The following is a 13,678-nucleotide window of genomic DNA, read 5'->3' as shown; positions in this document are numbered from 1 at the left end:
TCATTCTCCCCGGCGGTATCTTACTATGCCGCCCGATTCCAAAGGACCAGTCTTAGCAAACTATCGGGATTGCCGAAGCCCCCCGACTTCACCGCGCACCGAAAATGCCGCCCGTCGGCTGCCGTGACATCGAACCACGGCACGCCAGCTTCGATTTCGCCCTTCGGCGCCAGCACTCTGACCTCCAGCGCCTGGAAAACGGCAAGCGCCGTATCGCCCCCGCCGACCATCAGCATGTCAGGCTTCGTATCGTCGATGACCGATCTGACGCCTGCCGCAAAACGGCGGGCGACCAATGCCGCATCGGCCGCCATATCGCCGGTGCAACGCAGCAGCGCCGGCAACGCCATGCCCTCCCCGCCTTCGATTTCTCCGATCGGCGCGTCCATCACCGTGCGCAGAACGCCCGAGGCTTCGAGCTGGTTCATCTGGGTAGCGGTAATCGGATCGCGCGAGCCAAAGGCGAACAGGGTGCGCCGGGTCGCTGCAAATTCCGGCACCGGCTGCCGCCCCGTTTCGCCGAGCTGGCGGGCAAGAGCAGCACCCAGACCCCGTGCGCCGACCGCAAGCGTCTGGCCCCAGTCATGATCGGTAACGATCTGGTCGAGATCACTATCGTCCTTTGCATCGGCAACAGCAACATTGCCCGCACGGCCCTCGAACAGATCGGCGATCGGCAGTGGCTTGTCGACGCCGCGGCCGACAACACAGCCTCTATAGGTCACACGCTCCTGATCGGGAATAGCGGGCGCCACCAGGATAGTCTCCAGGCCGAGCGCATCGGCCAGCGCCAGGCTTTCCGCCGCAACATTGCCCTTCAGCCGGGAGTCGATCTTCTTCATCACGACTGCGGGCTTCACGCCACGAAGCGCCTCGGTCGCCAAACGCACCCTTTCGGCAGCTTCGCGCTCGCCAAGCGCACGCGAAGCAGTGTTGATGACGACGACGTCACAGCCGGTGGCGATCGCATCCTCTGCGGCCTCGACATCGACAGCGACCGCAACCGAAAGGCCGGCTTCGACGAAGGGCGTTCCGGTATCGAGCGCGCCCGTCAGATCATCGGCGACGATAACGGCCTTCAGCGTCATGCGGTCTGTCCGGTGTTGACGGCGTGACAGGCGACGAGATGGCCGGGCTTCGCCTCCTTCCACGCGGGAATGACCTTGCTGCAGACATCCATGGCGATTGGGCAGCGCGTGTGGAAACGGCAGCCCGACGGCGGGTTCAGCGGGCTCGGCACGTCACCCTGCAGGATCTGGCGCTGACGGGTGCGTTCATGCGCGGGATCGGTCTCCGGTACGGCCGACAGCAGCGCCCGGGTATAGGGATGCAGCGGATTGTCGAAGAGTTCCTCGCGGGTGGCAAGTTCGGCCAGCCGCCCGAGATACATGACGCCGACGCGGGTGCTGATATGGCGCACGACCGCGAGATCATGGGCGATGAACAGATAGGTCAGCCCGTATTTCTCCTGCAGATCGAGCAGCAAGTTGATGATCTGTGCCTGGATCGACACGTCGAGCGCCGAAATCGCCTCGTCGCAGACGATGAATTTCGGCTGGCAGGCGAGCGCGCGGGCAATGACGACACGCTGGCGCTGGCCGCCGGAAAGTTCGTGCGGGTAGCGCTGGGCAAACCGCGTCGGCAGGCCGACATCGGTGAGCAGCGTCGCCACCCTGTCCTTCAGCTCGGCCTTGGTGCAGAGCTTGTGGAAGAGGATCGGCTCGCCGATCGCCTCGCCCACCGTCATGCGCGGATTGAGCGTTGAATAGGGATCCTGGAAGACGATCTGCAGGTCGCGGCGAAACGGCCGCATCTGCTTCTCGTCGAGCGTCGCGAGATCCTGGCCCTTGTAGACGACCTTGCCGCTGGTCGCCTTGTAGAGGTTGAGGATGGTGAAACCGGTCGTCGACTTGCCGCAGCCGGATTCGCCGACCAAGCTCAGCGTCTCGCCTTCCATGATGTCGAGATTGACATTGTCGAGTGCATAGACGGTTGCCGAGCGTTCGCCGAAGGCGCCGAGCCTGACGTGGAAATGCTTGACCAGGTTTTCGATCTTGAGCAGCGGTTGAGCACCCATCATGCGGCTTCCTGCATTCTCTGGACGACGAAACAGGCGGCGCGGTGATTGGCGCTGCCGCTCAACGGTTCGAGCTGCGGCACCTTCTCGTGGCAGATGGTTTCGGCAAGCGGGCAGCGCGGCGCAAACGGGCAGCCCTTCGGTCGGCGGCCAGGCTCCGGCGGCGTGCCGCCGATCGAGCTCAGCCGGCTTGCCGGCGGGTCCGAGAGCTTCGGGATCGATGACAGCAGGCCGCGCGTATAGGGATGGCTCGGGCGGGCATAGAGCTCGTCGACCGGCGCATCCTCGACCACCGTGCCGGCATAAAGCACGGCGACGCGATCGACGAGGCCAGCGATCAGCGCCAGGTCATGGGTGATCCAGACGACCGACATGCCGAGCTTGGTCCTGAGATCCTTCACCAGATCGACGATCTGGGCCTGGATGGTGACGTCGAGCGCCGTCGTCGGCTCATCGGCGATCAGGAGCTTCGGATTGCAGGCAAGACCGATCGCGATCATCACGCGCTGGCGCATGCCGCCGGAAAGCTCATGCGGATAGGCCTGCAGTCGTTCTTCCGGACCGGGAATGCCGACGAGACGCAAGAGTTCGACGGCGCGGGTGCGAGCTTCGGCCTTGCGCATCTTGCGGTGATAGATCAGCGGCTCGCAGATCTGGTCGCCGACGCGCATGACCGGATTGAGCGAAGTCATCGGATCCTGGAAGACGAAGCCGATATCGCCGCCGCGCACCTTGCGCAGCTCGCGATTCGACATCGTCTGCAGGTCGCGGCCGTCGAATGTCGCCGATCCCCTGGTGACCTTGATCTTGTTCGGCAGGAGCCGCATCAGGCTTAGCATGGTCAGGCTCTTGCCGCAGCCGGATTCGCCGACGACGCCAAGCGTCTCACCCTTGTTGACATGCAGATCGATGCCGTCGACGACCACGGCCGGGCCGTTGCGGCCGTCGATCTCGACGGTGAGGCCCCTGACATCGAGGAGGCGGTCGGTGTTTTTCGTATCCATCATTTGCTGCCCCGCGGATTGAGCGCGTCGTTGAGGCCGTCGCCAAGGAAGCTGAAGGCAACCGAGGCAAGGCCGAGCACGGCCGCCGGAGCGGCGAGAAGGTGGGGATAATGCTGCCAGACGCGCAGGCCGTCGGAGATCATGTTGCCCCAGCTCGGCGTTGGCGGATTGACCCCGACGCCCAGGAAGCTGAAGGCGCTTTCCAGCACCATCGCCGTGCCGAGACCGGCGCTGACCGAGACGATCAGGGGGCCTAGCGCATTCGGAATGACATAGCGCTTGATGATGATCCAGTTCGACAGGCCGAGCGCTTGGGCCGCTGTGATATAGGGCCGGCTGCGGATCGACAGCACCTGGGCGCGGACGAGACGGGCGTAAGGCGGCCAGGAGATCAGCGCCATCGAGCCGAAGACGAGGATGAAATCCACCCACATGGTTTCGCGGTAGAAGGGATTGAGGGTCGCGAGGTAACGCGCCTCCATCCATTTGCTGATCGGCGATTTCAGCGAGGCGTTGATGACGACAACGAGCAGCAGGTTGGGAACCGACATCGTCACGTCGGTCAGCCACATGATGGCGCGATCGAACGGATTGCCGAAGAACCCGGCGACGGCCCCGAGCACGAGGCCGATCAGCACCGCGAAGACGGTGACGATGATGGCGACGAGGAAAGCGGTGCGGGTGCCGAAGACCACGCGGCTGAAGACGTCGCGGCCGAGATCGTCGGTTCCGAAGAGGTGGCTCATCGACGGCAGGACGTTGCGGGCGTTGAGGTCCTGGCTCAAATAGTCATAAGGCGTGAGATAAGGCCCGAAGATGGCCGTGAAGGCGAGGATCAGGACGATAACGAGGCCGAAGATGGCGAGCCTGTTGCGCTTCAGCCGATACCAGGCATCGCGCCACAGGCTGACCGGCTCTTCGACGGTTTCGGTGGTGGAAAGAGGGATGGCGGACATGGTCAGCGGCTCCTTCTTGAATCATTGGCGCGCGGGTCGAGCAGCGGATAGAGCACATCGACCAGGAGGTTCGACACCATCACCAGAAACGACCCGATCAGCGTGATCGCCAGAATGACGGGATAATCGGAATTGATCAGCGCCTGCACTGTCAGCCGGCCGAGGCCCGGCAGGCCGAAGACCAGTTCGACGAAGATCGCGCCGTTGACGATGGTGATCATGATCAGGCCGAGCTGCGTGACGACGGGCGTCAGCACCGGCCGCAGGATATGGCGCAGCGCCACGATGATCTCGGGCACGCCCTTGGCGCGGGCGGTGCGGACGAAATCCTCCGAAAGGACCTCGATGACGGCGGCGCGCGTCTGGCGCACGATCAACGCGATCGGCTGGAAGGAAAGGACGAGCAGCGGCAGCAGGATGCGGACATCGAGGATGCCGCCCCAGCCATAGGGCACGCTCGCACCCGGCAGCAGCACGATGAGGCCGACCATCAGCAGCGGACCGGCGACATAGGCCGGGATCGCCCAGAGGAAGAGTGCGGAGCCCAGAATGGCATAGTCGATGCGAGAATTCTGGTTGAGCGCGGCGATCATGCCGAGCGGGATCGCGACGACGGCAGTCAGGATGATGGAACAGAGGGCAAGCTGGAAGGAGACGGGTGCGGCGGCCGAGACCATCGCCCAGACGGAGCGGCCCGATGTTAGCGAATTGCCGAACTGGCCATGCAGCAGGTTCCAGATGTAAAGGCCGAACTGGACGAGGAAGGGTTTGTTGAGGCCGGCACTTTCGCGAATGGCTTCGATACGCTGCGGATTATAGGCGACGTCGCCTGGCGCGCGCAGGAAGATCAGCTTGATCGGATCGCCGGCACCATAGAAGGCCAGCGCGTAGACCGCCAGCATCACCACCAGAACGGACGGAATCCAGATGGCAAATCGGGTTAGCACGTAGCGCAGCAAGGCCACCTCCCACCTGTTGTTCGATGCGTTCCCGCTTTTGGCTGCGATCGCATCTCTTCTTCTTGAAACTTGCGCGAAGACCTTGCGGCCTTCGCGCGTTTATTGCCAGGAACTATTGTTCCGGATCACCCGATGGAAATGTTCCAGGGTTCGACGACCTGCCAGTCAAGGTTCTTTTCAAGGCCCTTGACCTCCTTGGTGGCCCAGCGCGACATCGCCTGAGAATACCATGGAATGAAAGCCCAATCCTCGCGGAACGCCTTCTGGGCTTCCTGTGCGAGAGCGATGCGCTGCGGATCATCCGCAGCCTTGGTCGTGGCCTCGGCAAGGGCACTGTCGACCTTGTCGTTCTTGTAGCCGCCGAGCTTGTTCTGCGCGTTCGACGAGGTCGAGGCGATGCTGCCTGCCAGATAGGAGACGGCATCCGGCACGCGGGTGCCGACGTCGTCGCGGAAGATCTGGACCGAGTTCTGATCCGGACCCGCATAGGAATCCTGCTGCGGCTTCATGTCGACGGCAGTGATGCCGAGATTCTGGCGCCACTGCTCGGCAATGAACTGGGCAGCAGCCTGAATGGCCGGCCCCGAGATACCGACGAACAGGATCTTCGGCAGGCGCTCCGGACCGCCGTAGGTCGATTCCGCAAGCAGCTTCTTGGCAGCCTCCGGATCATAGGGATAGGGCTCGAAGCCGGAATTCTCCGCACCCGGGACTGCATTGAGGATCTGGTCCGCCTTCTTATGCGGCCCGTCGGGATAGGACGCCTTGAACAGGCCATCGCGATCGACGGCCATGATCAGTGCCTGACGAACCTTGGGATCGTCCATCGGCGCACGAGAGATGTTGAACCAGAAGTGCTGGCTGGTCGGGATCAGCGGGCCGGCGGAAAATTCCGGGCCGAGATCCTGGATGATAGTCGAGGTGATCAGCTCGGTATGGGCGTTGAACTCGCCCGACTTGATCAGCGACGTCGCGGTGACATTGTCCTCGATCGAGGTGATGTCGATACGGGCAAGCTTCGGCTTCGGCCCGAAGAACTTCTCATTCGGCTCGAAAGAGAGTTTGCCGGCGTCGATGTCAATGCTCGTCAGTTTGAACGGACCGGAGAAGACCGGCTTGCTCTCGGGCTTATACCAATCGATGATCTCCTCACCGTCGCTGCCGCGCGACTGCGATGCCTTGGTGATCGGCGCGATGTGGTTTGCCAGGCGCATGAAGAAGATCGGGTCTGCGGCAGCCAGCGTCACGACGACCGTTCCCTCGTCGGGTGTCGCGACACCGGTCAACTCGTTGCCGGAGCCGGCGGCGATTTCGGCATAACCCTTGACCCTGCTCAGCACCTGGTCGGCGCGCTGGTTCTTGGTGTTCGGCATCGAGGAGACTTCCCATGATCCCTTGACATCCGCCGAGGTGATCTTGCTGCCGTCGGAAAAGACCGCCTTCGGGTCGATCTTGAAGGTCCAGACTGTGTTGTCTGCCGATTCCCAGCTGGTGAAGACGTAGGGCTTGATATTGCCTTGGCTGTCGAAATACATCGGCGATGCCCACCAGATCGAATTCCAGCGGAACGTCCTGCCGCCGCCGCGCAGCGGCGACCAGTCCTGGTCGAAGGCCGGATTTGCGACCTTCAGGACTTGGCCTTCATCGGCCATCACAATGCGGGCATTCATCCCGAACACGGTGAGGCCGACGCCGGCTGCAAGGCCGAGCTTCAGCGCGTTACGACGTGATATATTGGTTTTATCCGATTGATCAGACATGGCATTCCTCCCAGAGTGAATTCGGCAGCGCTCTCCCTGCACCTGCCAGGCGCAGCACAATCCGTTCCGTATCGTTCTCTCGTTATTGTAAATATGTCAACAAAAAATCGCAATTTCCATTCGAACAAAATTTTCTGCTGAAAATATATAAGTTATAACAAATAGATAACTTTTCGAGGCGACGTCACGGCATTTTGTCTTCTTGACAAAAGCGCGGCAATATAAAAGTTCTTTGCACTCCATCGCGACAGACGGATGACAAATTGCAATGCGCAGCGCCCCGGTTCGAATACGGATCGGCAAGACAGGACGCGCCGAGGAGGGCGGAATGAGCCATCACAGGATTACAGGCGTTTTCAGCGCCTCCGCAACGCCGCTGACGGCAGACAACAGGCCGGATTTCGCCCTTTTCACCGATCATTGCCGGCAGCTGCTGGCCGAGGGATGCCATGGCGTGGCGCTGCTCGGCACCACGGGCGAGGCCAATTCCTTTTCCGGCGCCGAGCGCCGTGCCATTCTGGAAGCAGCCCTGAAGGCCGGCATTCCCGCCGACAGGCTTTTGCCGGGCACCGGCGTCGTCGCCATTCCCGAGACTGTGGAACTCACCCGGCACGCACTGTCGCTTGGCGTCACCAAGGTGGTGATGCTGCCGCCTTTCTACTACAAAGGCGTCTCCGACGATGGTCTCTTCGCCGCCTATTCGCAGGTGCTGGAGAAGGTCGCCGACACCCGCTTGCAGGTCATCCTCTATCATATTCCGCAGGTCTCAGGCGTTCCGCTATCCATTCCGCTGATCGGGCGGCTGATTGCGGCCTTCCCGGAAACGGTCGTCGGCATCAAGGAATCCGCCGGCGATTTCAACAACATGCAGGCGATCATCGCCGCCTATCCCGGCTTCTCGGTGCTCGCAGGCGCCGATCCGCTGTTGTTGCCGCTGCTGAAGGCGGGCGGCGCCGGCTGCATCACCGCCACCTCCAATCTCGTGGCGAATTCGCTGCGCGCAGTCTACGACCATGTCCATGACGAGGCGCGCGCCGCCGATGTCGAGGCGGCGCAGGCCCGCATCAACGCCTATCGCACGCTTTCCAATTCCTATGTCCAGATACCCACAATCAAGGCGATGGTGGGACTGAAGACCGGCAATCCCGCCTGGAAGCGCACACGTGCGCCGCTGATGCCGCTCGGCGATGCCGACTATGCCGCACTCGCCGAAAGCTACGCCAAGCTGCCTTGAGGAGATCCGTCATGAGTTTTACCGGCCTGCCTCCGGAAGCCGTTCCGGCCCTGATGACCGGGGCCATCACCCCTCACCCCGCCCTCGAGGGTCGTGCGGATGCCTATCTGCCCTCCCCCTGCATCCAGAACCATGCCGCAAACCTCGCCTTTCTGCCCGACGGCACGCTGACCTGCGTCTGGTTCGGCGGCACGATGGAGGGCATGGGTGATATTTCGATTTACATGTCGCGGCTGACACCTGGCTCCGATCGCTGGTCCGTGCCGGAAAAGATGAGCGACGACCCGGAGAAATCCGAACAGAACCCGTTGATTTTCAAGGCTCCAGACGGAAAAGTATGGCTGCTCTATACCTCGCAGACTTCCGGAAATCAGGACGGTTCTGTTGTCAAATGCAGAATTTCAGGTGATGGCGGCCAGACCTTCGGCCCGGTCCAAATCCTCTGCGACAGTCCCGGCACCTTCGTTCGCCAGCAGATCGTCGTCAACGGCAGGGGCGACTGGCTGCTTCCGGTCTTCCGCTGCGTCGGCCTGAACGGCCAACGCTGGAGCGGCGATGCCGATACGGCTGCCGTGCTGGTGTCGCGTGATGGCGGCGCGAGCTGGCAGATGCGTGATATTCCAGACAGTATCGGCGCGGTGCACATGAACATCCTGCCGCTTGGCGGCGACGAGATGATCGCCTTCTACCGCAACCGTTTCGCCGAAAACATCCTGTCCAGCCGATCATCCGACGGCGGCGAGACATGGAGCGCGCCCGAGCCCGCCGAATTGCCCAACAACAACTCCTCGATCCAGGCCACGATCCTGAATGATGGAGCAATCGCAATGGTTTACAACCATTCGAATGCCGCCATGTCGGATGCACGGCGCCAATCTCTCTATGACGAAATCGAGGGTGGCGAGGCTGAAGAGACCGCCGTCATTGCCGATAGCAGCGCACGCAAGGCCGTCTGGGGTGTTCCGCGTGCGCCGCTGAGCCTGGCGATATCGAGGGATGGCGGCAAGAGCTTTCCGCATCGCATCGATCTCGATACCGGCGACGGCTTCTGCCTCAGCAACAATTCGAAGGATTCGCTGAACCGCGAATTCTCCTATCCCTCGATCGTTCAGGGCGGCGATGGCACGCTCCATATCGCCTACACCTACTACCGTCGCGCCATCAAGTATGTGCGCCTCGCCCCGCAATTGCTGCCGTAAACAAAGCGGCAGTCGGAAAATTGTCATCCTGCATCCGCTCGCATGCGAAAAGGCGCAGGATGACAACGGCTATGTGTTGACTGACGAAAAATTTGACAACAGGGTTGGCTTATTCACCGCGCGGCCGCAAAGATGATGGCCAGCTGTGTCCGACATGCCGTTTCGTTATCAAAATTTCCTAACACACTGATATTAATATCGATATTAGCACGGCAACGCCGCCTTCCAGCGCGACCGAGCGCACATCAGATGATAAAAAATTCCGCTCGCTGGAATGCCGGCTTGACATTGATCTTACAACTTTACATTAAAGAGGGCAACGATGGTGCCGCAAGATCTTGCAGGGAGGACCGGTTCATGGCCAGCTTGGATTCGCCGATCACGATAGTTCGGCCGCATCTGATCGAATTCGGGGTCGGTACGGCGGGAAAGCTCGGCAAATGGGCCGCCGAAAAGGGCTATCGGCGCACGCTCGTCATCTCCGATGCTTTCAACGCCTCGCGCATCGACGTGCTAGAGCTGAAGGGCGAGGTATCCGTCTTTGCGGAAGTGACGCCTGAGCCGGATACGGCCAATCTCGAAAAGGTCCTGGCGGCGGCAAATCGCGCCGATGCCGAGCTGATTGTCGGCTTCGGCGGCGGCAGCGCCATGGATCTGGCAAAACTTGCCGCCGTGCTTGCCGGCTCCGCCCAGACGCTGCACGCGGTCGTCGGTCCGAACAAGGTGCACGGGCCGCGCAAGGTGGCGCTCGCCCAGGTGCCGACAACATCGGGCACCGGCAGCGAGGCCGGCATCCGTGCGCTCGTCACCGATCCGGCGACGATGGCAAAGCTTGCCGTGGAAAGCCTGCATATGCTCGCCGACATCGCCGTCATCGATCCGGCCCTGACCTTTAGCGTGCCGGCCCGCACGACGGCTGCCACCGGCGTCGATGCCATGGCCCATTGCGTCGAGGCCTTCACCAACCGCAAGGCCCATCCGATGGTCGACATCTATGCGATCGAGGGAACCCGCCTCGTCGGCAAATATCTCGCCCGCGCTGTCAGGGACGGCAATGACGCCGAAGCGCGCGCCGGCCTCTCGCTCGCCTCGCTTTACGGCGGCTTCTGCCTCGGCCCGGTCAACACCGCCGGCGGCCATGCGCTTGCCTATCCCCTCGGCACGCGCTGGCATGTGGCCCATGGCGCGGCAAATGCGCTGATTTTTCCGCATGTTCTCGCCTTCAATACACCTTCCGCTCCTGAGAAAACCAAGGCGGTGATGGAAGCGCTTGGGCGTGAAACCTCCGGAAACGTCACATCCGTCTTCGATGCGGCTTATGCTTTCTGCGCCGAACTCGGCATCGAGATGAAACTTTCCGGCCTCGGCGTGCCGGAAAGTGATCTCGACGCCATGGCCGACGACGCCTTTGCCATTCGCCGTCTGCTCGATAACAATCCGCGCGATCTCTCACGCGCCGACATTCGCTCGATTTATGCGGTCGCTTTTTAAGCCACAAAGTTTTCAGAAGGAATTCGATCGATGGACAGGAATGCGAAAGTCGCGGTAACGCTCGGCGATCCGGCCGGCGTCGGCCCCGAGGTGATCGTCAAGGCGCTCGCAGCCCTTCCGAGGGAGGAGCGCCGCGATTTCGTCATTGTCGGCAATGTCGAAGCGCTGGAGCGCGCCGACCGCGTCACCGGCACCGGACTGCGGTTCGGGCCTGCCGATGCACCCGGTGACGACAGGATCGCCGTCGACGAAGTCGCGCTCGGCGCGGCTCTACCCGAAATCGGCAGGGTCAGCCCCATCGCCGGCGATGCCTCGGTGCGCTATATCACCCGCGCCGTCGATCTCGCCATGTCAGGTCAAGCCGATGTCATCGTCACAGCGCCGATCAACAAGGAAGCGATGAACCTCGCCGGCCATCACCATGACGGTCACACCGGGCTGCTCGCGCATCTCACCGGCTCGAAGAGCTCCTTCATGCTGCTTGCCTCCGAGCGGCTGAACACCATCCACGTCTCCACCCATATCTCGCTGAAGGGTGCGATCGAGCGCGCCAAGACCGAGCGGGTGCTGGCGACAATCGAAGCCGGCCACAGGCACTTCCTGCGGCTCGGCAAAACAGCGCGCATCGCCGTCGCCGGCCTCAATCCCCATTGCGGCGAAAACGGCTTGTTCGGCACCGAGGACACGGAATTCCTGGCGCCCGCCGTCGAGCAGGCGCGGGCAAAGGGCATCGACGTCGTCGGCCCGATCTCGGCCGATACGGTGTTTGCCCGCGCCTATAATGGCGCTTTCGATCTCGTCATCGCCCAGTATCACGACCAGGGCCATATCCCGATCAAGCTCGTCGCCTTCGACACGGCGGTCAACGTCTCGCTCGGCCTGCCGATCGACCGCGTTTCGGTCGATCACGGCACCGCCTTCGACATTGCCGGCACCGGCAGGGCCAACCACGTCAACATGCTCTCGGCCATCGCCTATGCCCGGCTGATGGCTCGCTCGCCGCGGCGAGAGGTGTGATCGCGGCTTCCAGAAGGGCCGACTGGCGCCGATCGCCGACACAACGATGTCGAACTTCGTTATGACACCTAATAGCAGAGCCGGACTCTGTCGTTCAGGAACGTCCCGCCATTGACGCACCAGCATTCCGCGCATATAGCTAGACAGTCTAGCCAGGAGCAGAATCGATGGAATGGCAACTGCAGGACGCCAAGAACCAATTTTCGAAGGTCGTGCAGAAGGCCCGACAAGAAGGCCCGCAGGTGGTGACTGTGCGCGGTGAGCGCACGGCCGTCGTTCTGTCCGCTCGCGACTACGACGCCCTGCGCGCCGGCAGGCCGACGCTTGTCGACGACCTGCTCGGCGGCCCCGCCTGGGACGATGAGTTCGCCGATGCGGTCGAAGCACGCAACAAGACGCCAAGCCGCGACGTTGCCTTCTGATGTATCTGGTCGACACCAACATCGTCTCGGAGGCGCGACGCGGTACGCCGCAGGCGGTTTCCTGGCTGCGCTCCGTCGATCCGCTCACCATCCACCTGAGCGCGCTGACGCTTGGCGAGATCATGCGCGGCATTGCCCTCAAACAGAAGACGGATCCGAAGACCGCGGCGCATCTCACCGAGTGGCTGCGCAAGCTGCGTTATGATCATGGCGACAGGATCCTGCCGGTGACCGACGAGATCGCCGTCGAATGGGGCCGCATCGCCGCCATCCGGCCGCGTGGCGATATCGACGGGCTGATCGCCGCAACCGCAATCGTCCATGATCTGATTGTCGTCACTCGCAATGTCGGCGATTTCAACGACACCGGCGCAGCGGTGATAAATCCATGGGAGACGGGCGCGTGAGCAGCCGAGGCAGCCACCCCCTCGTTTAAAGTGGCCTCCTGTGCAGTTGGATAGACGCCTTGGCTACGTCGGGCCGAGAGCCCTTGTCGGTGCGTTTGGTGGCAGCATCATGGTCTGCTGACCAAGCCTCATCTGTCCGGCGTTTTGATCTGCTCTGCGGAAACGTTGATTGCACCGCCAACCCGTCACATGCCGAACAAACGGCGATCCCAGAAGACCGGTTGGTGGAGGCTTACTGTGATCAATCGGAATTCCGGGTGGGCCGGGTTTATCAGCATGTTGCGGTCGACGCGGGCGACGACACTTGGGACCAGTAGGATGGCGCTGCGCTTTTCCTGGCACCACCGCTCGCCGAAAGCCTTGCTGACGTTTGCCGGCATGCTGTCCCAGCCGGGCAGCGCAGGCTCGGAGAAGACCTCGTAGCTTAGCCCACGCGGTAGGGTGATCGTGACATAGTGCTGGTTGGGCGGCAGCCTTCCGCTGCCATGGACGAGCTTTTCGAGCAGCGCCGTCGAATAATGCTCGCTCGTATAGATGATCGGGCTGCCCGATGTGTTCCACCGCCCCGGCGCGATGGTCGAGCCGGTGGCGTCGAAGATCGGATAGGTTCCACTGGGATCTCCGATGCGGACGGATGTCAGCGTACGATCAAGAACCTGTGCGCTCACGCAGCGCTGCCGTATTTCAGGCTTCCGAGAATATCGAGCACGAGCTCGCCGCCGATCTCGCTCTGGATGACCACGTCGATCGGCCTCCTGTCCTCAAGCATTGCATGCGGCCGAAACAGGAAATCGCGGGCCTCGATCTCGGTCTGCCAGACATCGAGCGCCTGCCCCCAGACACGCGCGAGACGGGCAAGCTTTATGCCTTCATCCGAGGAGAGCCGATGCTTGGATTTGCGCCGTTCATAGGTGGCCTTCGGAACCAGCCGGTATTTGAACTGGGCGTCATCAGGCGCCAGAAGCAGCGCCATGCGGTCAAGCGCCTTGACCGGCAATCCTTCCTCGATGCTGGAGAGCAGGCCGAAGGCCGAACGCGATACTGGCTCCCTGGCGGGCAGCCCGAGAACATCGGCGATACCGGCAAATCCCATCATGGCAACGGCTCCTTTTCACTTGAGGCTATATTTAGTCTCAAGTGAGCCTGTTATCA

The 13,678-nt window shown here is 62.0% G+C and carries 14 protein-coding genes; 6 read left to right on the top strand and 8 right to left on the bottom strand.

Going from position 1 to position 13,678, the window contains the following annotated elements:
- Positions 1 to 23 precede the first annotated feature (23 nt).
- From RL_RS26405 to RL_RS26380, 6 genes are all read right to left on the bottom strand, one after another.
- Positions 24 to 1,088: a four-carbon acid sugar kinase family protein gene (locus RL_RS26405; RefSeq protein ID WP_011649636.1), complete on the bottom strand. Its 1,065-nt coding sequence runs from the start codon at positions 1,086 to 1,088 to the stop codon at positions 24 to 26.
- Entirely contained in the window at positions 1,085 to 2,077 is a 993-nt protein-coding gene (locus RL_RS26400; protein WP_028743330.1) for an ABC transporter ATP-binding protein, read from the bottom strand. Before RL_RS26400 ends, RL_RS26405 begins: the two co-directional genes overlap by 4 nt.
- Positions 2,077 to 3,084: an ABC transporter ATP-binding protein gene (locus tag RL_RS26395; RefSeq protein WP_011649634.1), complete on the bottom strand. Its 1,008-nt coding sequence runs from the start codon at positions 3,082 to 3,084 to the stop codon at positions 2,077 to 2,079. The genes RL_RS26400 and RL_RS26395 overlap by 1 nt, the downstream gene beginning before the upstream one ends.
- Positions 3,081 to 4,037, bottom strand: coding sequence for an ABC transporter permease (locus RL_RS26390; protein WP_011649633.1), 957 nt, complete (start codon positions 4,035 to 4,037; stop codon positions 3,081 to 3,083). Before RL_RS26390 ends, RL_RS26395 begins: the two co-directional genes overlap by 4 nt.
- Before the next feature lie 2 nt (positions 4,038 to 4,039).
- Positions 4,040 to 4,996, bottom strand: a complete 957-nt coding sequence (locus tag RL_RS26385) for an ABC transporter permease (RefSeq protein ID WP_028743331.1) — start codon at positions 4,994 to 4,996, stop codon at positions 4,040 to 4,042.
- Between the two features lie 125 nt (positions 4,997 to 5,121).
- A complete protein-coding gene (locus tag RL_RS26380) occupies positions 5,122 to 6,756 on the bottom strand; it encodes an ABC transporter substrate-binding protein (protein WP_011649631.1) in 1,635 nt (544 codons plus the stop codon).
- A gap of 328 nt (positions 6,757 to 7,084) precedes the next feature.
- Between RL_RS26380 and RL_RS26375 the strand changes: the two genes are divergently transcribed.
- From RL_RS26375 to RL_RS26350, 6 genes are all read left to right on the top strand, one after another.
- Positions 7,085 to 7,990 (top strand): dihydrodipicolinate synthase family protein, encoded by a 906-nt coding sequence (locus RL_RS26375; RefSeq protein ID WP_011649630.1) that lies wholly within the window; start codon positions 7,085 to 7,087, stop codon positions 7,988 to 7,990.
- Between the two features lie 11 nt (positions 7,991 to 8,001).
- Positions 8,002 to 9,189, top strand: coding sequence for a sialidase family protein (locus RL_RS26370; protein ID WP_011649629.1), 1,188 nt, complete (start codon positions 8,002 to 8,004; stop codon positions 9,187 to 9,189).
- Positions 9,190 to 9,546: 357 nt separating this feature from the next.
- Complete coding sequence (locus RL_RS26365) at positions 9,547 to 10,680, top strand: iron-containing alcohol dehydrogenase (RefSeq protein WP_011649628.1); 1,134 nt, start codon at positions 9,547 to 9,549, stop codon at positions 10,678 to 10,680.
- 30 nt (positions 10,681 to 10,710) lie between these two features.
- Positions 10,711 to 11,697: a 4-hydroxythreonine-4-phosphate dehydrogenase PdxA gene (gene pdxA, locus RL_RS26360; protein ID WP_011649627.1), complete on the top strand. Its 987-nt coding sequence runs from the start codon at positions 10,711 to 10,713 to the stop codon at positions 11,695 to 11,697.
- A 167-nt stretch (positions 11,698 to 11,864) separates the two neighbouring features.
- Positions 11,865 to 12,119: a type II toxin-antitoxin system Phd/YefM family antitoxin gene (locus RL_RS26355; RefSeq protein WP_011649626.1), complete on the top strand. Its 255-nt coding sequence runs from the start codon at positions 11,865 to 11,867 to the stop codon at positions 12,117 to 12,119.
- Entirely contained in the window at positions 12,119 to 12,526 is a 408-nt protein-coding gene (locus RL_RS26350; protein WP_011649625.1) for a type II toxin-antitoxin system VapC family toxin, read from the top strand. Before RL_RS26355 ends, RL_RS26350 begins: the two co-directional genes overlap by 1 nt.
- A 185-nt stretch (positions 12,527 to 12,711) precedes the next feature.
- Here the strand turns inward: RL_RS26350 and RL_RS26345 are convergent, their stop codons facing one another.
- Positions 12,712 to 13,194 (bottom strand): RES family NAD+ phosphorylase, encoded by a 483-nt coding sequence (locus RL_RS26345; protein ID WP_011649624.1) that lies wholly within the window; start codon positions 13,192 to 13,194, stop codon positions 12,712 to 12,714.
- Positions 13,191 to 13,622 carry an antitoxin Xre-like helix-turn-helix domain-containing protein gene (locus tag RL_RS26340; RefSeq protein ID WP_003552236.1) on the bottom strand — a complete coding sequence of 144 codons (432 nt, stop codon included), beginning with the start codon at positions 13,620 to 13,622 and terminating at the stop codon, positions 13,191 to 13,193. The genes RL_RS26345 and RL_RS26340 overlap by 4 nt, the downstream gene beginning before the upstream one ends.
- Between the last annotated feature and the right edge of the window lie 56 nt (positions 13,623 to 13,678).

This window comes from Rhizobium johnstonii 3841 (genome assembly GCF_000009265.1).
Classification (GTDB): Bacteria; Pseudomonadota; Alphaproteobacteria; order Rhizobiales; family Rhizobiaceae; genus Rhizobium; species Rhizobium acaciae.
This window is presented reverse-complemented; position numbering and strand designations above follow the sequence as displayed.